The 23993-nt window shown below is 41.8% G+C and carries 18 protein-coding genes, 1 tRNA gene, 1 rRNA gene and 4 pseudogenes; 4 read left to right on the top strand and 20 right to left on the bottom strand.

The features are described 5' to 3' along the window. Nucleotides 1–8: 8 nt before the first annotated feature. From MHH90_RS09975 to MHH90_RS09930, 10 genes are all read right to left on the bottom strand, one after another. Nucleotides 9–81, bottom strand: a tRNA-Ala gene (locus tag MHH90_RS09975). 54 nt (nucleotides 82–135) lie between these two features. Next, nucleotides 136–1683 (bottom strand): 16S ribosomal RNA (locus MHH90_RS09970). A gap of 414 nt (nucleotides 1684–2097) precedes the next feature. Beyond that, the gene (gene spx, locus MHH90_RS09965) at nucleotides 2098–2496 is read right to left on the bottom strand and encodes a transcriptional regulator Spx (RefSeq protein WP_002949058.1); all 399 of its coding nucleotides are present in this window, start codon (nucleotides 2494–2496) and stop codon (nucleotides 2098–2100) included. A gap of 176 nt (nucleotides 2497–2672) precedes the next feature. Next, entirely contained in the window at nucleotides 2673–3812 is a 1140-nt protein-coding gene (gene recA / locus MHH90_RS09960) for a recombinase RecA (RefSeq protein WP_011680606.1), read from the bottom strand. Between the two features lie 35 nt (nucleotides 3813–3847). After that, nucleotides 3848–5119, bottom strand: a complete 1272-nt coding sequence (locus tag MHH90_RS09955) for a competence/damage-inducible protein A (RefSeq protein ID WP_340725924.1) — start codon at nucleotides 5117–5119, stop codon at nucleotides 3848–3850. Between the two features lie 95 nt (nucleotides 5120–5214). After that, nucleotides 5215–5769 carry a DNA-3-methyladenine glycosylase I gene (locus MHH90_RS09950; protein ID WP_014621014.1) on the bottom strand — a complete coding sequence of 185 codons (555 nt, stop codon included), beginning with the start codon at nucleotides 5767–5769 and terminating at the stop codon, nucleotides 5215–5217. A gap of 6 nt (nucleotides 5770–5775) precedes the next feature. Further along, nucleotides 5776–6366 carry a Holliday junction branch migration protein RuvA gene (gene ruvA, locus MHH90_RS09945; RefSeq protein ID WP_011680603.1) on the bottom strand — a complete coding sequence of 197 codons (591 nt, stop codon included), beginning with the start codon at nucleotides 6364–6366 and terminating at the stop codon, nucleotides 5776–5778. A gap of 151 nt (nucleotides 6367–6517) precedes the next feature. Then, the gene (locus tag MHH90_RS09940) at nucleotides 6518–6739 is read right to left on the bottom strand and encodes a hypothetical protein (protein ID WP_011680602.1); all 222 of its coding nucleotides are present in this window, start codon (nucleotides 6737–6739) and stop codon (nucleotides 6518–6520) included. A 129-nt stretch (nucleotides 6740–6868) separates the two neighbouring features. Beyond that, the gene (gene mutL / locus MHH90_RS09935) at nucleotides 6869–8812 is read right to left on the bottom strand and encodes a DNA mismatch repair endonuclease MutL (RefSeq protein ID WP_113870458.1); all 1944 of its coding nucleotides are present in this window, start codon (nucleotides 8810–8812) and stop codon (nucleotides 6869–6871) included. Between the two features lie 51 nt (nucleotides 8813–8863). Further along, on the bottom strand, nucleotides 8864–9169 hold the full coding sequence (locus MHH90_RS09930) for a hypothetical protein (RefSeq protein ID WP_014621013.1): 306 nt from the start codon (nucleotides 9167–9169) through the stop codon (nucleotides 8864–8866). A gap of 223 nt (nucleotides 9170–9392) precedes the next feature. On the opposite strand from MHH90_RS09930, the pseudogene MHH90_RS09925 reads away from it, so the two are divergent. Then, a pseudogene (locus tag MHH90_RS09925) lies at nucleotides 9393–9784 on the top strand (LytTR family DNA-binding domain-containing protein). Next, complete coding sequence (locus MHH90_RS09920; RefSeq protein ID WP_011680598.1) at nucleotides 9781–10236, top strand: DUF3021 domain-containing protein; 456 nt, start codon at nucleotides 9781–9783, stop codon at nucleotides 10234–10236. Before MHH90_RS09925 ends, MHH90_RS09920 begins: the two are co-directional and overlap by 4 nt. Before the next feature lie 33 nt (nucleotides 10237–10269). Here the strand turns inward: MHH90_RS09920 and mutS are convergent, their stop codons facing one another. From mutS to argR, 3 genes are read right to left on the bottom strand one after another with little or no spacing between them, the layout of a single operon-like run. Beyond that, nucleotides 10270–12828, bottom strand: a complete 2559-nt coding sequence (gene mutS / locus MHH90_RS09915) for a DNA mismatch repair protein MutS (protein WP_011680597.1) — start codon at nucleotides 12826–12828, stop codon at nucleotides 10270–10272. Next, the gene (locus tag MHH90_RS09910; RefSeq protein ID WP_011225277.1) at nucleotides 12821–13180 is read right to left on the bottom strand and encodes a YlbF family regulator; all 360 of its coding nucleotides are present in this window, start codon (nucleotides 13178–13180) and stop codon (nucleotides 12821–12823) included. The genes mutS and MHH90_RS09910 overlap by 8 nt, the downstream gene beginning before the upstream one ends. Beyond that, nucleotides 13180–13608: an arginine repressor gene (gene argR, locus MHH90_RS09905; RefSeq protein ID WP_024704313.1), complete on the bottom strand. Its 429-nt coding sequence runs from the start codon at nucleotides 13606–13608 to the stop codon at nucleotides 13180–13182. Before argR ends, MHH90_RS09910 begins: the two co-directional genes overlap by 1 nt. 154 nt (nucleotides 13609–13762) lie before the next feature. Between argR and argS the strand changes: the two genes are divergently transcribed. Beyond that, the gene (gene argS / locus MHH90_RS09900; protein WP_014607827.1) at nucleotides 13763–15454 is read left to right on the top strand and encodes an arginine--tRNA ligase; all 1692 of its coding nucleotides are present in this window, start codon (nucleotides 13763–13765) and stop codon (nucleotides 15452–15454) included. Between the two features lie 863 nt (nucleotides 15455–16317). Here the strand turns inward: argS and purB are convergent. The 6 genes and pseudogenes from purB to purD all read right to left on the bottom strand — a co-directional run bounded on the left by purB (nucleotide 16318) and on the right by purD (nucleotide 22253). Next, nucleotides 16318–17616: an adenylosuccinate lyase gene (gene purB, locus MHH90_RS09895; protein ID WP_340725922.1), complete on the bottom strand. Its 1299-nt coding sequence runs from the start codon at nucleotides 17614–17616 to the stop codon at nucleotides 16318–16320. 278 nt (nucleotides 17617–17894) lie between these two features. After that, nucleotides 17895–18122: pseudogene (locus MHH90_RS09890) on the bottom strand (phosphoribosylaminoimidazole carboxylase). An 8-nt stretch (nucleotides 18123–18130) separates the two neighbouring features. Beyond that, a pseudogene (locus tag MHH90_RS09885) lies at nucleotides 18131–19042 on the bottom strand (ketopantoate reductase family protein). Nucleotides 19043–19078: 36 nt separating this feature from the next. Then, on the bottom strand, nucleotides 19079–20170 hold the full coding sequence (gene purK, locus MHH90_RS09880) for a 5-(carboxyamino)imidazole ribonucleotide synthase (RefSeq protein ID WP_023909294.1): 1092 nt from the start codon (nucleotides 20168–20170) through the stop codon (nucleotides 19079–19081). After that, on the bottom strand, nucleotides 20157–20645 hold the full coding sequence (purE, locus tag MHH90_RS09875) for a 5-(carboxyamino)imidazole ribonucleotide mutase (protein WP_002948169.1): 489 nt from the start codon (nucleotides 20643–20645) through the stop codon (nucleotides 20157–20159). Before purE ends, purK begins: the two co-directional genes overlap by 14 nt. 345 nt (nucleotides 20646–20990) lie before the next feature. Next, on the bottom strand, nucleotides 20991–22253 hold the full coding sequence (gene purD, locus MHH90_RS09870) for a phosphoribosylamine--glycine ligase (RefSeq protein ID WP_002948170.1): 1263 nt from the start codon (nucleotides 22251–22253) through the stop codon (nucleotides 20991–20993). 307 nt (nucleotides 22254–22560) lie between these two features. Between purD and MHH90_RS09865 the strand changes: the two genes are divergently transcribed. Continuing rightward, on the top strand, nucleotides 22561–23400 hold the full coding sequence (locus tag MHH90_RS09865; protein ID WP_084828411.1) for a CHAP domain-containing protein: 840 nt from the start codon (nucleotides 22561–22563) through the stop codon (nucleotides 23398–23400). A gap of 104 nt (nucleotides 23401–23504) precedes the next feature. On the opposite strand, the pseudogene MHH90_RS09860 reads toward MHH90_RS09865, so the two are convergent. Beyond that, a pseudogene (locus MHH90_RS09860) lies at nucleotides 23505–23993 on the bottom strand (IS3 family transposase); the annotation flags it as partial.

Raw genomic sequence — 23993 nt, 5'->3', positions numbered from 1 at the left:
CGATTCAATGGAGCCTAGCGGGATCGAACCGCTGACCTCCTGCGTGCAAAGCAGGCGCTCTCCCAGCTGAGCTAAGGCCCCACAAGACCTCTCAAAACTAAATAAGAAACTCAAGTACATTCCGTTTTTCCTTAGAAAGGAGGTGATCCAGCCGCACCTTCCGATACGGCTACCTTGTTACGACTTCACCCCAATCATCTGTCCCACCTTAGGCGGCTGGCTCCAAAAGGTTACCTCACCGACTTCGGGTGTTACAAACTCTCGTGGTGTGACGGGCGGTGTGTACAAGGCCCGGGAACGTATTCACCGCGGCGTGCTGATCCGCGATTACTAGCGATTCCGACTTCATGTAGGCGAGTTGCAGCCTACAATCCGAACTGAGATTGGCTTTAAGAGATTAGCTCGCCGTCACCGACTCGCAACTCGTTGTACCAACCATTGTAGCACGTGTGTAGCCCAGGTCATAAGGGGCATGATGATTTGACGTCATCCCCACCTTCCTCCGGTTTATTACCGGCAGTCTCGCTAGAGTGCCCAACTGAATGATGGCAACTAACAATAGGGGTTGCGCTCGTTGCGGGACTTAACCCAACATCTCACGACACGAGCTGACGACAACCATGCACCACCTGTCACCGATGTACCGAAGTAACTTTCTATCTCTAGAAATAGCATCGGGATGTCAAGACCTGGTAAGGTTCTTCGCGTTGCTTCGAATTAAACCACATGCTCCACCGCTTGTGCGGGCCCCCGTCAATTCCTTTGAGTTTCAACCTTGCGGTCGTACTCCCCAGGCGGAGTGCTTAATGCGTTAGCTGCGGCACTGAATCCCGGAAAGGATCCAACACCTAGCACTCATCGTTTACGGCGTGGACTACCAGGGTATCTAATCCTGTTCGCTCCCCACGCTTTCGAGCCTCAGCGTCAGTTACAGACCAGAGAGCCGCTTTCGCCACCGGTGTTCCTCCATATATCTACGCATTTCACCGCTACACATGGAATTCCACTCTCCCCTTCTGCACTCAAGTTTGACAGTTTCCAAAGCGAACTATGGTTGAGCCACAGCCTTTAACTTCAGACTTATCAAACCGCCTGCGCTCGCTTTACGCCCAATAAATCCGGACAACGCTCGGGACCTACGTATTACCGCGGCTGCTGGCACGTAGTTAGCCGTCCCTTTCTGGTAAGCTACCGTCACAGTGTGAACTTTCCACTCTCACACCCGTTCTTGACTTACAACAGAGCTTTACGATCCGAAAACCTTCTTCACTCACGCGGCGTTGCTCGGTCAGGGTTGCCCCCATTGCCGAAGATTCCCTACTGCTGCCTCCCGTAGGAGTCTGGGCCGTGTCTCAGTCCCAGTGTGGCCGATCACCCTCTCAGGTCGGCTATGTATCGTCGCCTAGGTGAGCCATTACCTCACCTACTAGCTAATACAACGCAGGTCCATCTTGTAGTGGAGCAATTGCCCCTTTCAAATAAATGACATGTGTCATCCATTGTTATGCGGTATTAGCTATCGTTTCCAATAGTTATCCCCCGCTACAAGGCAGGTTACCTACGCGTTACTCACCCGTTCGCAACTCATCCAAGAAGAGCAAGCTCCTCTCTTCAGCGTTCTACTTGCATGTATTAGGCACGCCGCCAGCGTTCGTCCTGAGCCAGGATCAAACTCTCATTAATACTTTAATAATTGTTCGAGCGTTAACTCATTACCGTCGTCTGACGATTTATTCTTGTAAATTGACAGGTTATAATTCTTCTATCATAACCCTGCACTTGGTTTCTTATTCAGTTCTCAAAGGTCTTTGCCTCTCTTGAGACAACTTCTATATTCTATCAAAGACAGAATATCTTGTCAACACTTTTTTTGAAGTTTTTTCTCTTCTTCGTGCTGGCCGTCTCTCACGAAACAGCTTATTTATAATATCATCCCTTCTTAAACTTGTCAATAGCTTTTTTTAAAGTTTTGGAACTTTTTTTATTGCTGAACAAGTTATTTGGGACTTTACTAGTTTATCAAGTTTAAGTAATAAAGTCAACAAATTCTTCTTTAGAAAAACAAAAAGAAGATACTAGTAACCTTCTTCTAGAATTTTATAGTGCTGCACGCATGCGTGCTTGTGAATTTTCGACATTACGGATTGAACGTGGTAAAAAAGCACGAATATCATCTTCTTTATAACCCACTTGTAATCTCTTATCATCAATCAAGATTGGACTCTTCAAAATTCTAGGATTTTCTTGAATCAAATCAATTACTTCACTGACGCTAAGCTCATCAATATCACAATTTAGAGCTTTGGCATAGCGATTTTTTTTTGAAACGATGCTCTCAACACCATTCTCTGTTTTTGAAAGGATAGTAAGGATTTCTTCTTTTGTAAGTGGTTCTTTACCAAGATTTTGTTCTTTATAAGGAAGTTGATGCTTGTTCAACCATGTTTTTGCTTTTTTACAACTTGTACAACTTGAAATTGTATAAATCTTAATCATGTTAATTCTCTCTTTCTGTCACATGATACTATTATCTTATCACCTTCTTTGATTTATTAAATCGGTCTAGCGACCTATTTTGAATCTGGGGTGTATTCGCTTTTTTAACTTATATTGCTCATATTTTCTTCTTAATTCAAATCAAAAAGAAAAGAACCTTTTGGGCTCTTTGACACTTATTCTTCGATTTCAATGGTTGAATCAAGATCTAGAATGAGTTCATCAGACGTGTCTTCAACTTGTGTATCTTCAACAACATCGTCCTCATCTAGCTCAATCAGACCGTAGTGTACGCGTACTTTATGATCGATTTCTGCAAAAATCTCAGGGTGATCTGCTAAATACTTTTTAGCATTTTCAGATCCTTGACCAATTTTCTCCCCATTATATGAGAACCAAGCTCCGGCTTTCTGAATAATGCCTATATCACTTGCAATTTTTACAAGTTCACCGGTTTGTGAAATTCCTTCGCCATACATAATTTCAACAAAAGCTTCTTTAAATGGTGGAGCAACTTTGTTTTTAACAACCTTAATCTTGGTTTCCTTACCAACATTTTGGTCCTTTTTGTCACCGGTTCCTTTAATTTGTGTATTACCACGTACATCAAGACGTACTGATGCATAGAATTTTAAAGCACGTCCACCTGGGGTAGTCTCTGGGTTACCAAACATGATACCAACTTTTTCACGCAACTGGTTAATAAAGATAGCAATCGTTTTTGTTTTATTAATAGATGCAGAAAGTTTACGCATGGCTTGACTCATCATACGCGCTTGAAGTCCTACATGACTGTCACCAATATCTCCATCAATTTCTGCACGTGGTACCAAGGCCGCAACTGAGTCAACAACAACTAAATCCACTGCACCAGAGTCAATCAGCTTACCTGCAATTTCGAGACCTTGCTCACCAGAATCAGGCTGCGACAAAAGAAGCTCATCGATATTAACACCTAGAGCTGCTGCATACGCAGGGTCAAGAGCATGCTCGGCATCGATAAAAGCTGCGATGCCACCTTCTTTTTGAGTCTGAGCAACTGCATGAAGGGCAACAGTTGTTTTACCTGATGATTCTGGTCCGTAAATTTCAATAATACGACCTTTAGGGTAACCACCCGCACCAAGAGCAATATCCAAAGCTAGCGAGCCTGAGCTCATAACCTGAACTTTTTGCTCTGCACGCTCACCAAGACGCATAACTGCACCCTTACCAAAATCTTTTTCAATGTTTTTTAATGCATCGTCGAGTGCTTTGCGACGCTCATCACCAAACTTCTTTGTGATTTCTTCTGTTTTCTTTGTTTTCTTAGCCACTTAATTTCCTCTTCTTTCTGTGTTAAATGACAAACTTAAATTAAGTTGTCCTCTTGTAATAAAGCTTGGCGAACTAGGTTAAAGGCATAGAGTGTACTGATATATCTAACATCAGATCGACTTCTTCCACCTATAACAACCTTAATTGATCGCACTTGGTTTCTATCGGCAATACCAATAAAGACTGTACCTGCTTGATGCCCTTCCAAAGCATCTGGTCCTGCTACTCCAGTAAGCGCAATTCCGTAATCACTATCTGTCTTAACTCGGGCACCCTCAGCCATTTTTTCTGCTGTAAAATGACTAACAACACCATGCTCTTCTAATTTAGATAAGGGAATACCCAACATTTTAGCTTTTTCTTCCATGCTATAGGTGACAAAACCACCCTTGAATACTTGTGAAGCTCCAGGAAAATCAGCAACACTAGCTTGAAATAAGCCAGCTGTTAAACTTTCAGCTGCAGTAATAGTTTTGCCATATTTCTTAAGCAAATAGAACACTTCATAAGCTAAGCTATTTGATTCTCCATATCCATAGATGAGATAAGACAAGCTTTTTCCATCTAGAGTTTTAGTAGAACGAATTTGTTCTTCTAAAACATCTAGTTTTCGATCCGCTTCTTCTTGCGACGATGCCTTTGTTGATAAGCGAAGGGTCACTTCTCCCACTTTAGCATAGGGCGCAATGGTTGGGTCTGTTTGGTTAACAATGAGATCTTTAATAATAGTCACCAATTGACTTTCTCCAACACCAAAAAACCTTAGGACTCTAGAATAAAGCGTAGTATGATTCTCTGTGAGAGCTGGAATAAGCTCTTGGTTCACCATAGGTTTGAGTTCACTTGGCGGACCAGGCAAGACAACATAGGTCACTCCTTCAACAGTAATAATTCCTCCAACTGCCAGACCTGTGAGATTTTGCAAGGGGACAGCCCCCTCAACAATTTGCGCTTGGCGTTCATTATTAGGCGTTCGTGTATGTTTAGGACGAGTAGCAAAGAAACTATCCAGTTTTTTACTTGCCTCCTCATCAAAAATGAGTTCTTTGCCTAAAAACTTAGCCAATGTTTGTTTGGTTAAGTCATCCTCAGTAGGGCCAAGTCCTCCACAGAGTATGACTAAATCGCTACGTTTACTAGACTGGTCTAAGACTGAAAGTAGACGGTTTTCATTGTCTCCTACCGCTGTGTGAAAATACACGTCAATTCCTAATTCAGCTAGTTTTTCAGATAAAAATTGGGCATTGGTATTGGTGATTTGCCCTGTAAGAATTTCAGTTCCTACTGCAATCAATTCAGCTTTCATTGGTTCACCTATATTACTATTCGTAAAATAATCTCAGAAACATGTTTGTTTATAAACTAACACGTTTCTTCCGTCTTGTCAATCAAATCTACTCATTATTTGAAGTCGCAATCATTTTCATGATCATTCACAAATCCAGCTGCTTGTAAAAACGAGTACATGGTAGTCGGTCCTAAAAATTTGAACCCTCTCTTTTTTAGATCTTTTGCAATTTGTTTAGAAAGGTCAGTTAATGATGGAACATCTTTATATGTGGGAACATTATTTATCAAGGGTTTTCCGTCAAAAAAATGCCAAAAATAATGAGACAGGGAGCCAAATTCATCTTGGAGTTTAAGCACTTGTTTGGCATTATTTACGGTTGCTTCTAACTTAAGTTTGTGACGGATGACATCCGGATTTTGAAGCGCTTCTTCCAGTTCACTTAGGCTAAACTGGGCAACTCGACTAATATCATAGTTATGAAAAACACGATTAAAAGCCTGGCGTTTTTTTAAAACCGTTAGCCAGGAAAGCCCTGACTGATAACTTTCTAAGCAAAGAAGCTCAAAAAGTTTTTCATCGTCACCAATAGGCTTTCCCCACTCCTTATCATGATAATCACAATAAAGTTTATTGTCTGTCGGAACCCAACGACATCGATTGACCATTGCTACTCACTTCATCAACATTTTAAGAGCGGACTTAATATATTGCTCTGCCGTTTCATTGGTATCCTCAAAGAAGGCTTTCACTTTCTTAAGCTCTGTGGCTTTGTACCCAAGAGCAAGCAAAGCTTCCATAGCTTCATCCAACTGTTGATTTCCTGCAGTCTGATTTGCCGTAGTATTGGTCGTTTCTGCTGGTAACTCTGCAAATTTTCCTGCCAGATCAAGAACCATTTGTTGAGCAGTCTTTTTACCAATCTTTGGAAATTTCATCAGGTATTTGATGTCACTATTATCAATAGCAGCAACAAGTCCCTGATTATCATCCACAGCCACTATGGCTAGAGCAGTCGTCGGACCTATCCCAGAAACAGAAATCAACTTAAGAAAAACTTCTTTCTCATCTTCAGTATGAAAACCAAAAAGTAGGTGGGCATCATCTCTAATAACTTGATGAAGATACACTTGGATAGTCTGATTCATTTGATCAGAAAAGCTGTAGGGATTAGCCACAGTGACAATATATCCTAGACCATTTGTTTCTATGACAATGTGTTTGGCTGTGATTTTTACTAGGGTGCCCTTGATATAATCATACATAGCTTGCGAGTTCCTTTCTTTTTAAATGTTACATGATGGTTATATAGTTTTTAAACCTACAAAACTTACCTTGTTTTTTACTAATCTCAATCACTGCTGTACTATTGTAACAAAAAATCCACTCGAAAGTGGATTCTATTTGCTCCCTTTTTTAAGAATGGCTACTCATCTTTAAAGTATCGGTAATCATCTCCAATCCCAAGAGAACATATGTTGAAATACCTAAGGTGAAGGCAATGCTAGAAACATTTACTAAGGTATTCTCCAAACTTGGTCGACCTAACCAAGCCAAAATATAGAAAATCAAACTAATCGCTAAAAATGTTAAGCCAACAAGTAAAAAGTTTTTATAAGTTTTTGTTAGGTGTCTCATCACTCTATCTCCTAACTTAAAGATCAGACCATCATCCTACAATGATATGCTAAAACATTAGAAAATTCCGTATCTTCACCACGATTATAAAACTAACATCTCTATTCGTAAAGCAAGACGAAAAAAGTTTTAATACTTTCCTAAATCACGTAGGCTGGTATGGTTTTCTTGAATACGACGGAACATTTTTTCCATATCAGACTTGGTAAAGTTGACAAGTACTGGACGGCCGTGAGGACAATTATAGGGATTTTTGCACTGTGCAAGCTGTACTAGAAGGTCACGCGCAGAGTAATCATCAAGAGCATGATTGGCCTTTATTGAACGTTTACAACTCATCATGATGGCTAACTCAGCACGATAGGTCTTGACGGATACTTCGTTCGTCAAAAGAAGCATATCACACATCTCATAGACTGCAGATTCGATTTCTTCTTCCTTCATCCAGATAGGGTGCTCTCGAAGAATGAAGGTATTATTCCCATAAGGCTCCAAATAGATGCAAACTTGGTTAAGAAGAGGCATTTTTTCTTGTAAACTAATGTAATCTGAACCTGAAAATTCAAAAAGATAGGGAACCAAAAGTTGTTGTAAACTACTATCAACCACACCTATCTTTTCGCGATAGTACTCATACTTGACACGTTCTTGGGCAGCATGCTGGTCAATGATGTAAAGGCCACCTTGTCCTTGGGCAAAGAGGTAGGTTCCATGCATTTGACCAAAGAACTCCAATTCAGGAAAGGTTGATGTTTCCTCATTGGTCAGATTTTCAAGCATGCGCTTCAATTTCGATTTATTTTTATAGTCAAGTTTTCCGTGTTCGCTATCACTATCATCTGCTGAACGCTTTGCCTGTTTAACAGTAGGTTGCTGTTTGTTTGCTACCGATGAAACTGAAGACTCTGACTTTGATACAAGAGGTTTGATATCCTCTTGAACTGTCTCTGGCGTGACAAAGAAATCATTACGGCTACTGTCATAGTAAAGATTGGTTTGTTTGAGTGGGAGACTCGTCTGAACTGACCTAGTTGCACCTCTAGTACTTGACTTTGCTAGATTTTCAAGGGCATCAGGAATCAAATCCTGCTCTCTAAGGCTTTGAGCAATGGCAGATTTGATAAGGGCCATGAGCTCCTTTTCTTTAGAGATACGTACTTCTTGCTTTGTTGGGTGAACATTGACATCTGCCAAATAAGGATCAATCTGAATATCAATAACTGCAATTGGGAAGCGTCCCACCATAAGTTTAGAACCATAACCATCAAAAATAGCACGGTTAAGGAGGAAGTTTTTTATATAGCGTCCGTTAATAAGAATCGTGATATAGTTACGGTTAGCACGCGTTAATTCAGGGAGACTGACATAACCAGAAACTTCAAAATCAAGGTCGGAATTTGAAATTTCCACCATTTTTTTTGCTGTTGTTAAGCCATAAATCCCTGCAATAGCTTGGCGAAGGTCTCCAGTACCTGATGTCTGTGTCAACTGACGACCGTCATTAAGCAAGGTGAAGGCTACTTCGGGGTGGGCTAAACTCAAACGGTTGACAACATCGACAATATGAGCCAACTCAGCCTGTAAACTCTTCATATACTTGAGACGAGCTGGGGTATTATAAAACAAGTTTTCAACTGTAATCTTTGTTCCCACTGGGGTTGAAATAGGATCTTGACTCTCAATTTCTCCACCCTTAGCAACAAGTTTGGTCCCATAGACTTCTCCACCCGCTGCTGTCACAATGGTAAGGTGACTAATAGAAGCTATAGAGGGTAGGGCTTCACCTCGAAAACCAAGTGTTCGAATACGAAAGAGATCTCCTTGATTTTTGATTTTACTCGTTGCATGACGGCGCAAACTCATAGCTACATCAGCTTGAGCCATTCCTTCGCCATTGTCTGTGATTTGAATTTTTGAGAGGCCTGATTCTTCAACTTCAATAGTAATCTGGGTGCTGCCTGCATCAATAGCATTTTCCACCAGCTCTTTAACTACACTAGCTGGTCGCTCTACGACCTCACCAGCAGCAATCTGATTGGCTAGAACTTCAGGCAATTCGATAATTTTTGGCATAATTAGTTTTTCTCCCTTCTAAAAGGTTGATAGATCACTGGCGTTGACTTGTTACTTATGCTGACTATAAAGCCACAACTCACACACAACTGTTAGCCAAGATAAGGCTGTAGCAATAACAATCATATCTCCATGACGAAGGTTGAACCAAATGAGTCCAGAAAAAATCAATAGATAAATAACTTGAAAAATCCATTGATAGGTTCTAGGAGAGCTTGTCGAATCCAGAAACTGCTTCACAAAGAAATAAAGCAAGAGCAAATTCAGTGTTAGTACTTTTTCAAAAGGTGTAAAAAAGCTCAAAATCAGGCTAAAAGCAAGAAAAATTCCTGCTATCCATTTCATTATCGATTTCATGTGATTACCTCGTCAGTGCGTTTTCATTAAGTATAGGGGTTTTCTAGAATATTTTCAACCACTTAAACACCATATAGGACCACATAGACAAGTGCTATTGCTGTGGACTAGTAAATAGTGTTTAATGAAGATGTGAAAGGGAGGAGGCCTCCTCAATCAAAAATAAGAAAGTATAGTTATGAAAATAAAAATTTAGACTGACTCGGCATTTCAAGAAGAAACGTTGCAGGTTCAAGCACCTAGACGGACACCAAAGATTCAACAAGTCGTCGAGTTTGTCGAATCTTTGGATGACAACCACCGACTCAAGGGAAAAGAGGATGGCGAGACTTATCTCATCGAGCCTAATGCTATTTCCAGAATTTACATCGAAAATCGTCAAGTTCTATCTGAAACTACTCAAGGAGACTATCACTTAGGCCTACGTCTCTATCAAGTTTTAGAAATATTACCGTCCTACTTCATCAAAATCTCACAGTCAGAGATTGTCAACCTCAAAGAAATTGAACGCTTCAACATCACCCCTAACGGACTCGTAGAAATTCACCTAAAAACAAGAAAACTACCTACTCATCACGCCGTTACCTCAAAGCAATAAAGGAGAAACTACAATGAAAAAACAACTCTTTAAATCAGGCACAAATGGCATCCTTCTCGGACTTGCCGTATCCATGGTCATGTTTCTTATCTTGGCGCCAAGCTACATGCCTCTAAATCCCCACTCAGCGGTTGGACAATGGATGACCTCTCATCAGATTCATGGATCTATTATCTTAGCCTATTGCCCCATCACTTGGTTTGCTATCGGTATCCTCTTTGAAGTCGCTAACTATATTTTCCGTAAGGCTGAGTGGAGTTTACTTCGTGCAACCCTCACTCACTATGCTTTGACCTGTCTTGGTTTCATTCCACTAGCTACCCTCAGCGGATGGTTCCCTCTACGTTTGACTTTCTACTTGGAGCTAGTCATTGAATTCAGCCTTATCTATCTGCTCGTTTGGGCCTTCTCTTATTGGAAAATGAAAAAGGATATTGAACAACTCAATCAAGAATTGAAACACCTATAAAAGACAAGAAGCCTGTCAATCGACAAGCTTCTTTTATAGTTTCTGTTTTAAATCTGCTACAGCCATCATGACTTGCATCGGTGTCATGTTGTAAATGTCCAAATCACGCAACTCTTGAAGAACCGGATTTTCAGTAAAGTCATCAAAGAGAGAGATTTGCTCGTTGACATGCGTTTCAATGGCAGGCTTTTCTTGAGACGATACCTTTTCCTGAGGTTGGATTACAACTGTCTCTCCTTCTAATTGTGTCAATATGGTGTCAGCACGGTTCAATAAATCTGTTGGTAAACCTGCAATTTTAGCTACATGAATACCATAAGATTTATCGGCTGGACCATCGACAATTTTGTGGAGGAAAGTCACTTCGCCATCCTTTTCAAGTGTCGCAACATGGACGTTGACAAGGTGTGTCAAACTGTTTGACAGCGCAGTCAACTCATGATAATGGGTAGCAAACATGGTCTTAGCCCCAACCTTGTCATGAATAAACTCAATAATAGACTGGGCCAAAGCCATACCATCATAAGTGGCTGTCCCACGCCCCAACTCATCAAAAATAATCAAGGAATTAGGTGTCGCTCGCTTAATGGCCTGATTAGCCTCCATCATCTCAACCATGAAGGTCGACTGACCTGAAATCAGGTCATCTGCGGCACCTATACGTGTATAGATGGCGTCAAAAACAGGTAAATCAACACTATCTGCTGGTACGTAAGCCCCCATTTGAGCCATAACTACTGACAAGGCTAACTGCCGCATATAGGTAGATTTACCACTCATATTTGGTCCTGTGATGAGCTGAATATTGGTCTGACTGTCAAAGGTAATCGTATTTGGAATGTATTCCTGAACGCCCATAACCTTCTCAACCACCGCATGACGGCCCCGATCAATAGCGATACGATGCTCATCATTAAAAACAGGACGAACATAATGATTTGTCTCCGCTGTAACAGCCAAACTCTGAAGCACATCGACTGTTGCAATGGCCTTAGCCAAAGACTGCAAACGGTCGATATAGCGTTCAACCTGCTCACGGACACGCATGAAAATATCATACTCTAGGGTTGACGATTTTTCACGTGCTTCTAGCATTTCACCTTCAATCTTAGCCAACTCAGCAGTTCCAAAACGCTCCGAATTTTTCAGTGTCGCCTTACGGAAGAAATGGTCAGGAACCAAACTAAGGTTAGAGTTGGTCACATGGAAGTAATAACCATCTTTACGGTTATAATCAATTTTTAGTGTTGTAATACCAGACGCTTCGCGTTCTTTTGCTTCGATATCCGCAATCCATGACGTCCCCTCGCTCATCACTTTGCGATACTTGTCCAAGGTCTCATCAAAACCATCACGAATAATACCACCTTCTGTAATTGTTGCTGGAGCATCAGGATCAATAGCCGAACGAATCAAACTCTCTAATTCTGGCAAAGCATCTAACTCTTGTAAAAGACCTGACAAGGCATCGTCATTAAAGGACTCCAAGATTGCCTTAATGATCGGAACCTGAGCTAAGGTATGACCTAGCTGAATTAAATCTTTAGGATTAGCCTTGCCAAAGGAAACACGACTGGCCAGACGCTCAATATCGTAAACACCTTTTAGACTCTCGGTCAAGTCACTACGCTCAAAGAAATTGTCCAAGAAAACTTGGATAATATTCTGACGCTCTATGATGCTGGCTTGATTCACTAAAGGACGATCAATCCAAGTTCGCAAGAGACGCATTCCCATGGCTGTCTTGGTTTTATCCAAGAGCCAGAAAAGAGAACCGTGTTTCTTGCCCGTTCTAGCATTTTCCAGTAAATCCAAGCTTGACTTGGTCGCATAGGACATCTGCAAGTAATCCTTTATCTCATAGTGCTGAGCTTTTTGTAAATGACTGAGCTCACGCATCTGAGTGCGATGAACATACTGGAGAAGTTTACTTGCCACACTGCTTTCCAAATCTGTCAAGCTATTACCAATCAAGTGAACATCATCGTAACCTTCTGTTTCCTTGGAGAGAAGTAGGTTAAGTTGGTTCACTAAAACTTGTTCGTCAGTTTCAAGTAGATCATATCCAACCACTACTTCACGTGCCTTAAGGTTCTGAATTTCACTACAAACTGAACTAAAATCATCCAACTCTGTCGCAAAAAATTCACCCGTTGACACATCCATATAGGAAAGACCAAAACGACTTCCAACCTTGTCAATGGCCACCAAGAAATTGTTGGCACTATCAGGTTTAGAGCTGTCAACCACTGTACCTGGTGTGATAACCTGAACAACCTCACGCTTTACCACACCGACAGCCTGCTTAGGATCCTCCATCTGCTCAGCAATGGCTACCTTGTAGCCCATCTCAACCAAAACATCAATGTATGCTTGAGCTGAATGATAAGGCACACCTGCCATAGGAATGGGATTATCTGCATTCTTATTACGGCTAGTTAGGCTAATTTCCAAAATCTGGGCAGCCTTAACAGCATCATCGTAAAATAATTCGTAAAAATCCCCCATCCGAAACAGCAAAAAAGCATCTGGATAATTTTTCTTGATATCCAAATACTGCTGCATTCCTGGAGATATTTTTTCCTTAGCCATGTCTTAACTCCTCGTTAATCCTTTCTTCGATAGACTTGGTCACATATTGAATCAAGTCACTGGCATCTTGCATCTTTTGACGGTAATCCTGAACAATGGGCAAATTTTCCAACTCATGCTGAATTAAATCTGCCTGCTCACCAGCCTCCTCATAGGCACGTTGTTTCTCGATCTTTTGAAAAAGAACCGCTTCTTGTTGATAGGCCTTCATCTGTCCAGCCAGATCGCTGATCTGAGGAATCTGTCCAATAGATTCCTCAGCCTCTTGAAAAGCAAGAACCGCCTCATGGTGTTTGAGGAGGTCAATTAACTCTTCTTTGGCTTTTTGGAAATCCTGATGAGGAGTGTTCATCAGTGAAACTCACTTTCCAATCTTTCAGCAACCACTGCGTCCTTACAGATTACCAATAGGGTATCTGCGCCAGCAACGGTTCCTAAAATTTCAGGATTTTCATCACTATCAATTATGTTTGCCAAGACATCTGCTTCACCCAATTCTGTATGGAGAACCAGCATAAACTGAGCACGGGAAACTGATTTAACATAGTCCTTAACCGTAGGATCCAAACTTGGAAGCACATGCTCAGACAAACTATAGTAAAGTTTACCTTCCTCATCACGAAGCTTCAACAGGCCAATCTCACGTAAATCACGTGACAAGGTAGCTTGGGTAACCGTGATACCTTCCGCCTCTAGGCGTTGCTTAATTTCCTCTTGTGTCCCAATCTTATCTCTTGAAATCATCTGTTTGATAACAGCTTGACGATCTCTCTTCATTATCTTTCCTCTTTTTATGTATATTCCTTGCATATTATAACAAAATTTTTGTATTTTTTCATGGAATACTTTTTAAGAGATACTTTCTTGTCTCTACCCTATTAACTAAAATAATGGTAAAATAGATTTGAATGACAAGATTTGAAATGGAGTACCTATGAATACTAAAGAACTCATTGCAGCAGAAATTGCTAAAGTTGTTCCTGAGTTGGAACAAGAAAACATTCAAAATCTGCTTGAAACCCCTAAAAATGCTGACATGGGAGACCTCGCCTTTCCTGCCTTCTCATTGGCAAAAGTCTTGCGCAAGGCTCCTCAAATGATTGCAGCAGACATCGCTGAAAAAATTGATGCCTCAAACTTTGAAAAAGTTGAAGCTGTTGGTCCTTATATTAACATCTTCCTCGATAAATCAAAAATTTCAGCGGATGTTCTTGGACAAGTCATCGCTCAAGGTAGCCACTACGCTGACCAAAACATCGGTAACGGACGTAATATTGCCTTTGATATGTCTAGTCCTAACATCGCCAAACCTTTCTCTATCGGTCACTTGCGTTCAACGGTTATCGCTGATGCTCTTGCCAACATCGTAGCTAAACAAGGTTACAAACCAGTCCGCATCAATCACTTGGGCGACTGGGGTAAACAATTTGGTATGCTTATTGTTGCCTATAAGAAATGGGGTAGCGAGGAAGCTGTCAAAGCCAATCCTATCAATGAACTCCTTCAACTTTATGTGCGTATCAATGCCGAAGCTGAAGAAGACCCATCTGTAGACGAAGAAGCTCGTGAATGGTTCCGTAAATTGGAAGCTGGTGATGAGGAAGCAACTGCCCTCTGGCAATGGTTCCGTGACGAAAGCTTAGTGGAATTCAACCGTCTCTACGATGAACTTGGTGTTTCATTTGATAGCTACAATGGTGAAGCTTTCTACAATGATAAGATGGATGAAGTCGTAGACATTTTGACAGAGAAAGGACTTCTCCAAGAATCTCAAGGTGCCCAAGTGGTTAACCTTGAAAAATACGGTATCGAACACCCAGCCCTCATCAAAAAATCAGATGGTGCAACACTCTACATCACACGTGACTTGGCTGCTGCCCTCTACCGTAAACGTACTTATGATTTTGCCAAAGCCATCTATGTAGTTGGTAATGAACAATCTGCCCACTTCAAACAGTTGAAAGCTGTTCTTAAAGAAATGGGCTACAACTGGTCTGACGACATGACTCACGTTGCCTTTGGTCTTGTAACTAAGAACGGTAAGAAATTGTCGACTCGTAAAGGTAACGTTATCTTGCTTGAGCCAACTATCGCTGAAGCTGTTAACCGTGCCCAAGCTCAAATCGAAGCTAAGAATCCAAACTTACCTAACAAGGAAGCTATTGCTCACGCTGTTGGTGTTGGAGCTATCAAGTTCTACGACCTTAAAACAGACCGCATGAATGGTTATGACTTTGATCTTGATGCTATGGTATCTTTCGAAGGGGAAACTGGACCTTACGTTCAATATGCACACGCTCGTATCCAATCTATCTTGCGCAAGGCTGACTTCACGCCATCTGCAGATGCTACATACAGCTTAAACGACGTTGAAAGCTGGGAAATCATCAAACTCTTACAAGACTTCCCACGTATCATCAACCGTGCATCAGACAACTTTGAACCATCTATCGTTGCTAAATTTGCTATCAGCTTGGCTCAAGCCTTTAACAAATACTATGCGCACACACGTATCTTGGACGAAAGCCCAGAACGTGACAGCCGTTTGGCTCTTTGCTACGCAACAGCAACAGTCCTCAAAGAAGCCCTTCGCCTTCTCGGTGTTGAAGCTCCAGACGAAATGTAATCTATACTTAAAACGCCTAAGGGCGTTTTTTAGTAACCAAAAAAAGAACCCAACACATCATGTTGAGCTCTTTTGGAGATTATGAAAAAGAAAAGTTCGTTGTTCTACAAAAAGTGTAAGCCAACGAGACTTACTGAAAAGTGTTCAGTAAAAGTTATTTAGGGGATTTACAGTATAACCTCCCTACCTTAAAGAAACCTTAAATCGCAGCACAAAAAAACCTAAGGGATTTTCACAGCAGTCCAAAGACCACTGAAAAGATACGATTGTACAGGCTTCCCAACCTAATCTTCAAAGGTGACCGCTTGTCCAATAGAATCTTTATATAACTATATCACCTTTTTCTGGAAGGGTTTTCAAGTGTTTTCTTAAAATATCCTAATAAAACATCAAAAAGAAGAAAAAAGCCTAGATTACTAGACTTTCTTCGGGGAAATTTGTTATGAAAAAATTATGTTCACCTTCTAGCTCACAAAAGCTAGCTGCTTTACTAGGATGGTTATAATATATCTTAATGAACTTAAAGGTTACTTAAAATATTATTCTCTTTCATCACTTTTTAAAACGATAAGCAAAATAAGTAATAGTAAGCACCCATTAGGAATATCCATATCTAAAAACCAAGAAGGAACTTTGATACTTCCTAAATCATTCATAATCCGGATGATATTATAAGCAAGGCTTACTATTAAGAGACTAAGTTCCGGCAAACAGTTAAATCGTCCTTTTAAGAATGATAACTCCTCCTTCCTGACAGTTTTCTTGCGATGACCCTATTGTAAAGCCAAAAAGAGAACAAAAATAGTGACATAGATATCACCATAAAAAAGCAGGGCGGTCCTGCTTTCTCTTATTCATATAAATCAGTCACCCAAACCGATGCGTTCGAAGATTTCATCAACACGTTTAGTATAATAAACTGGGTTGAAGATTTCATCGATTTCTTCTTGAGTGAGGCGAGAAGTTACCTCTGGATCTGCTTCAAGAAGTGGTTTAAAGTCTACTTGGTTATCCCATGATTGAGCTGTCTTAGGTTGAACAAGGTCGTAAGCTTGTTCACGCGTCATGCCTTTTTCAATCAAGGTAAGCATAGCACGTTGACTGAAGATAAGACCAAATGTGGAGTTCATGTTGCGGATCATGTTTTCTGGGAAGACTGTCAAGTTCTTAACGATGTTTCCAAAACGGTTAAGCATGTAGTCAATCAAGATGGTTGTGTCTGGTGCGATGATACGCTCAGCTGATGAGTGAGAGATATCGCGTTCGTGCCAAAGAGCTACGTTTTCATAAGCTGTTACCATGTGACCACGGATGACACGTGCAAGACCTGTCATGTTTTCAGAACCAATAGGGTTACGTTTGTGAGGCATTGCTGAGGATCCTTTTTGACCTTTTGCAAAGAACTCTTCCACTTCACGTTGTTCAGATTTTTGAAGACCACGAATTTCAGTTGCCATACGCTCGATAGAAGTTGCGATGCTGGCCAGAACTGCAAAGTACTCAGCGTGAAGGTCACGAGGAAGCACCTGTGTAGAGATTTCTTGAGCACGGATACCAAGCTTGTCGCAGACGTACTTTTCAACAAATGGTGGGATGTTGGCAAAGTTACCAACCGCACCAGAAATCTTACCAGCTTCCACACCAGCAGCCGCATGCTCGAAACGCTCGATATTACGCTCCATTTCACTGTACCAAGTCGCTAATTTAAGACCAAAAGTTGTAGGCTCAGCGTGCACACCGTGCGTACGACCCATCATGATCGTAAACTTGTGTTCCTTCGCTTTGTCAGCGATGATATTAAGGAAGTTTTCAAGATCCTTGCGGATAATATCGTTGGCTTGTTTGTAGAGGTAACCATAGGCAGTATCTACCACGTCAGTAGACGTCAAACCATAGTGAACCCACTTACGCTCTTCGCCAAGAGTTTCAGAAACCGCACGTGTGAAAGCAACCACATCGTGACGAGTTTGCTGCTCGATTTCCAAAATACGGTCGATGTCAAAGTCCGCCTTTTCACGAATCAAAGCCACATCTTCCTTAGGGATTTCCCCCAACTCAGCCCATGCTTCGTCAGCCAAGATTTCCACCTCAAGCCAAGCACGGTATTTATTTTCTTCAGTCCAAATGTTCGCCATTTCTGGGCGAGAGTAACGTTCGATCATAATTAAGATATTAAGGGCGTTAAGCGGACACAGTCAAAATAGGAGTTTAGACGAAGAAGCATCAGCTTCTAGGAAAAACTATCTTTTCGACCAAGTCCGTAAGCCCGTATTCAGTTTTAGTGAATACGAGTGCCCTTGTTCCTTTCTTTTTTTGTTTATTTATTCTATCAAAGATTGGACGTTTAGCTCATCTTAATCGAATCCTATGTCCGCTTCTTTTTAGTTTTACGTGCAATATTCTTTTGATGTTTCACATCAATTAACAACCGACAGTCGGTTTATTCAAATTCCTCTTTTCCAATCCACACTGACGGATAGTGATTTAGTGTATTCAAATCCGTATCCATCGGCAAATCATAGATAGCTAAATAGTTTTCAGGATATTGAGCAATCAACTCTTCATACTTAGCTCTCACTTTTTCGTGATTGCCACTAGCATACAAGACTTAAACGACTGCTACTGTCTTATCTTTTTCAACAAATGCATTAACGATGAGTTGAATCATAAAACCTCCTAAAGTGAAATTCCCTTCATATTTGCTTCCAGAATGGGAATCTTCACACCTAACTCCTGACCGGTTTGATAAACACTTTGACAACAATAGAAGATGTCCTGTTTATCATTGTGTAAGGTCATAATTTTTCGGGTCAGCTCATTTTTTGCAAACATGATTTTCATGGCTTTCCCAGCAATCCATGCGGGAATTTTGTACGGCAAGAGCTCAGCTTTGTAAAGCTTCAAATTTACGCCACGCGCTTCTACGACTTTCAAAGCTTCTCGAATGGTCTTGATGACTAATGATAATTCCGAAGAACTATTCATCAAGTTCAGAGCCAGCTGTTCTGGATTTTCCAGATTCCCCGAACGTGCAGCTGTCGAAGTGACACCTGTGTTAATCGCCATGTGAATCCAAATCCACTCGACCATATCATGAGGCACTTCCCACTTTAAATCTGCAGAAGTCAGTAAAGCCGTCAAATCAGTATAGTTAGAAATGTATGCTTTTTGCTCACCTTCTAGCATTAAATAATCGAACAAGACCCCATCCAAATGGTCATCCTGCATCTGGCCTCCAGCAGTTGGAAAAGCTAGAATATAAACGTAGTCTCCTGCCCACTCCTCTACCTCTTTTCGAGTATTCCAGAAATTACAGAAGAAAACAAGGGTGCCTTTGACATTATTTTTTCGCAAGATTTCCAAAGCTTCTTTGACAAAGCCATGACTCACACTCAGAAAAATAAAATCGTATTCTGAATGAGCTTTCGCCACATGTACCTCATAGGTGTCATGTTTGTTTTCACCCTTGGAATGATAGTGACCATCTAGCAGGTCAACCGAGAGAGATTTTTGATCATTGTTTCGCTTACTCTCTCAATACATGTTCTACTTGGTGGCCAGCTTTTTGAAAGGCGTAGCATAAGTCATTCCAATGACTTCGAGTCCTAGAATTGCTATTTTTACCTAAAAATCAATTCCTTTCCCAAACTCAACCACATTATCTGGCTCATTACTAAACAAAGTCACATGACCCATCTTTCGGTTGTGCTTCGCTTCTAGTTTACCATACATGTGGAGGTGGGCGCTTGGATTTTCTGTGACATAACGCTCAGCTGCTTCGACGTGTTGGCCGAGGATGTTGAGCATAACAGCAGGTTCATGGAGGTTGATTGCTGGAAGTGGTGCTCCGAGAATGCCCAAGATATGTGTGTCAAATTGTGAAAAGTCGCAGGCTTCGATTGAGTAGTGCCCTGAATTGTGTGGGCGTGGCGCAATTTCGTTGACAATGATGTCATCAGCTGTCGCAAACATTTCTACACAAAGGGTACCAGAGAGGTTAAGTTGCTCAGCAATCTTCACAGCAATAGCTTTAGCTCTGTCTGCTAGTCTATCAGAAATACGAGCTGGAACGATAGTCTTAGAGAGGATGTTGTTGCGGTGGATATTTTCCTGAACTGGGAAAACCGTCACATCCTTGCCGTTACCAGACACGATAACCGAAATTTCAAGGTCGAAGTTGACGAACTCTTCCAAGACACACTCAGCTGAGTTAGCAAGTGCATTTGCCTCTTCCAAATCTTCGGCTGATGTGATGACTTTTTGACCGTGGCCATCGTAACCACCTGTCGCAGTCTTGAGGACGTAATTTTTAGAAAGATCAATATCTTCCAAATCAAGGCTAGAGGTCACGACCTTGTAAGGTGCCACCGTTACTTGAGCCTTGTTTGAAAGGAAGTCCTTCTCAAAGATACGGTTTTGTGAAATGCGAAGCAGTTCTGTTCCTTGTGGAAGTTGTCCATCCTTGATGACAGCGTCAAGACCGTCAGCGTCGACATTCTCAAATTCATAAGTGAGAACATCACAGCGGTCCGCCAACTGACGAAGAGCATCTACGTCATCGTAGGGTGCCGCGATAACCTCAGACACACGAGAAGATGGACAATCTGATGCAGGATCAAGGGTGATAACCTTGTGGCCCATATAGATAGCAGAAATGGCCATCATCTGACCAAGCTGGCCACCACCGATGATACCAATGGTTTTAGTTGAGCTCATTTGTAGACTCCTCTGCGATTTTTCCTTGTTCTTCAGCAAAGTTAGCAAGTGCCTCTGCAATAGCCTTGTCTTCTACTGAGAGAAGACGAAGGGCAAAGAGGGCTGCGTTGGTCGCACCTGCTTCACCGATCGCCATAGTTGCGACTGGTACTCCACCTGGCATCTGAACGATGGAATAAAGTGAATCCACACCGCTAAGAGCACGAGATTTGACAGGTACGCCAATGACTGGAAGGGTAGTTTTAGCTGCTACCATCCCTGGCAAGTGAGCTGCGCCACCCGCACCAGCGATGATAACCTTGATGCCACGACTACGAGCTTCTTCGGCATGTTTGAACATGAGGTCCGGTGTACGGTGTGCAGAAACAACTTTCTTTTCGTAAACGACACCGAAGTTATTGAGGACTTCAGCGGCTTTTTGCATGGTTGCCCAGTCGGATTTTGAGCCCATGATGATGGAAATTACTGGTTTCATATTAAGATACAAAGGGACGATTCGCTTGCGAAAACTCCCGTAGAAAAATAGGGAAACTAACGACGACGTTACGTCTAGGCAGTTTTATCTTTTTTCCTAGGGATTTAGTCCCGTGTTCGGTTAGGAAAACTAACTGAACATTCCCTTTCTTATATTATTTCTTTTTTGATAATGGTCTTAGGTGGTGGGGACGGAAGCAAACCTTCGGTTTCATCCCTAAACTTTTAGCCTAGGGTCTCAAAGTTCCCTCGACCAGAACAGGATCTGTTCTGGTCTTTTCACCACGGTAACCATTATCTTAGTTTGGCTCGCTTTCGCTCGCCTTTTACAACCTACGGTCACTTATTATTTGTTAGCCTTGCTACCGATATCTGTACGGTAGAACAAGCCTTCTGTGTTTTGGTTGTTGAGTTCGCTGTAGATGATATTTTGACCATCTTTGACGGTGTCTGCTGTTGTGACCAGCATGTAGACACGTCCGCCGTTTGAAAGGAGGTCTTGGCCATTTTCAGCGAATTTAGCACCTGCATAGTAAGTGACGATGTCGCCCTCTGTCTTGGCTGGAAGCTTGACGCCTTTCTCATAAGCGAGTGGGTAACCGTTTGATGCTACAACCACACCAAGTGTCACACCCTTGTCGGTCCAAGTGATTGCTGGCTTTTTGCCATCCAAAATGTCAGTGATATTTTGCGCAAAATCAGATGTCAAACGAGGCAAGATGATTTGCGTTTCAGGATCACCAAAGCGAGAGTTGAACTCGATGACTTTAGGGCCGTCAGCTGTCAAGATAAGACCAGCGTAAAGGACACCAGTGTAGGGACGACCTTCTTTGATCATGCCTTCAAGAACCGGCTTGACAATAGTGTCAACCGCTGTGTCAACCACACTCTGTGGCAAGTGAGGAACTGGCGCATAGGCACCCATCCCACCAGTGTTAGGTCCCTTGTCACCATCATAAGCACGTTTGTGGTCTTGAGCCGTTGGCATAATGTAGAATTTGTCCCCATTGACAAAGGCAAAGAGAGAGAACTCTTCCCCATCCAGGAATTCCTCGATGACCACACGCGCACCTGAGTCACCGAATTTATTGTCCAAAAGCATCTCGTGAGTGGCTTCTACTGCTTGCTCAACTGTTTCAGCAACGACGACACCTTTACCTAGGGCCAAGCCGTCTGCCTTGACGACGATTGGAGCGCCTTTTTCCTCAATATAGGCTTTAGCTTCCTCGAAATCTGAAAATGTGCCATAGGCTGCTGTTGGAACATCATATTTGACCATGATTTCCTTAGCAAAATCCTTAGACCACTCAAGTTCAGCCGCAGCCTTGGTCGGACCAAAGGCTTTGAGTCCTGCCGCATTGAAATCATCCACGATACCAGCCGCAAGGGCATCGTCTGGACCGATAAAGGTCCAAGCAATATCGTTCGCTTTTGCGAAGTCAATAAGCTTAGAATGTTCGGAAATTCCGATATTGATCAAATCAAGACCGTCCAATGTCATCCCATCATTACCAGGAGCCACGAAAACCTGCTCAACGTCCTTAGACTCCAATAATTTCTTGGCAATCGCATGTTCACGACCGCCAGAACCAACAACCAAAAGTTTCATTTGAAAGATACCTCAATATCAAATAAGACTAGGGGCAAATGCCCGTTAACGACCATCATTCGGAAAAATTAGTTATTTTCACGAATTATATGTAAACATTATAACATATTTGTTCGGAGATATGGGTGTGTAGCCAAATTTGAACATAAAAAAGGCGACCACTTGGACCGCCTCTTAGGAGATTATGAAAATGAAAAAAGTTATTTAGGATTAATGATAGTATAGTCTAAATAGCTTAAGAGAGACTTAAATTCAAAAATCATCTTCATTTTCCTGAAAAACTGCGAATAGGTAGGTGGAGGTTGAAATGAAGAAAAAATTACTAAATTATCTCATACTGCTAGCTTGTCTAGCGACTGTTTCGGTTTCGTGCAGCGGCTCTGCTCAGGCAGCTGTCCTCGGAGATGACTACCCTTTTTCTTGGAAATATGGTGGCTTCGGCGTGGACCCTTGGACTATGTACTGGCGTCAGTGTACTTCCTTTGCGGCCTACCGCCTTAGCAACACCAATGGATTCACCTTACCTATAGGTTATGGAAATGCCATCACTTGGGGTAATATCGCACGTGCGAATGGCCACCGTGTTGACATGAATCCTGCCGTAGGGAGCATCGCCTGGTTCTCAGCTGGTGTTAATGGAGCTGGGCACATGGGGCATGTCGCTTGGGTTGCAGAAGTACATGGTGATCAGGTAACTATTGAAGAATACAACTACGATGCGGGTCAGGGGCCTGAGAAATATCACAAACGTAGCTTCCATAAGAGTCAAGTGTCTGGATATATCCATTTTAAAGACCTCGAATCAGGAACTCAAAATGGAAATCCTACTAATTCTTCTATAAAAGCTGGCGATTCAGTCCGATTCACAGGTACCTTCCGTGTCACCTCTGTGTCAGGAAATACCATCACCAGCCAAGATTTAGCTGGAGGTACACCAACCAAACACAATATCGTTGACCCTAGCCCCGTTCTTGAAGTTGATGCACAAGGTAATCCAACATCAGACCAGTCCCTCAATCCTGGTGAGACCTTTACTATTCCAGGTAACTTCAAAGTTCTTGCCATTGACCCACCTAGCGATGGCATCCTCGTCCAAATCGGAAATCTCAAGACTTGGGTAACCCAATCTGTCCTTGAAAAGATTTAAATTTATTGAACAATCGTGAGAACGGTTGTTTTTTAATACACTGAAAAAAAAAAACCAGCGGATGCTGAGCTCTTGTACTGACCCCAAAAAGTTAGACAACTAATTTATTCAAAGGATTTAGTTCTGTATTGCACAGGACTGAGTACTTTTAATTTTACCTTAATGCGTTTGTTGTTGTAATAATCAATATAGTCTACAATAGCTTGTTCCAATTGCTCAAGTGAGTGAAACGTCTTCTCGTAACCATAAAACATCTCAGACTTAAGAATACCAAAGAAGGATCCCATCATGCCATTGTCTGGACGATTCCCCTTACGTGACATTGACGGTTGGGGGTCCCTTTATCCTCTAAAAATTGATGATAATACTGATGTTGGTATTGCCAACCTTGGTCACTAAGGTTATCTGCTTTCTTGCCAACTTCTCCTTGGTATGAAGAATACTTGCGTTTACGACGAATTTGGGAACTTAAACCAAGGAGCTTCATCAGACGTTGGACCTTTTTCTGGTTCACTACAAAACCACGATTCCTCAATTCAAGAGTTATTCGACGATATCCGTAATTTCCCTTATGTTCATCATAAATGGCTTGA

This window comes from Streptococcus sp. FSL E2-3488 (genome assembly GCF_038003585.1).
GTDB lineage: Bacteria > Bacillota > Bacilli > Lactobacillales > Streptococcaceae > Streptococcus > Streptococcus thermophilus.
This window is presented reverse-complemented; position numbering and strand designations above follow the sequence as displayed.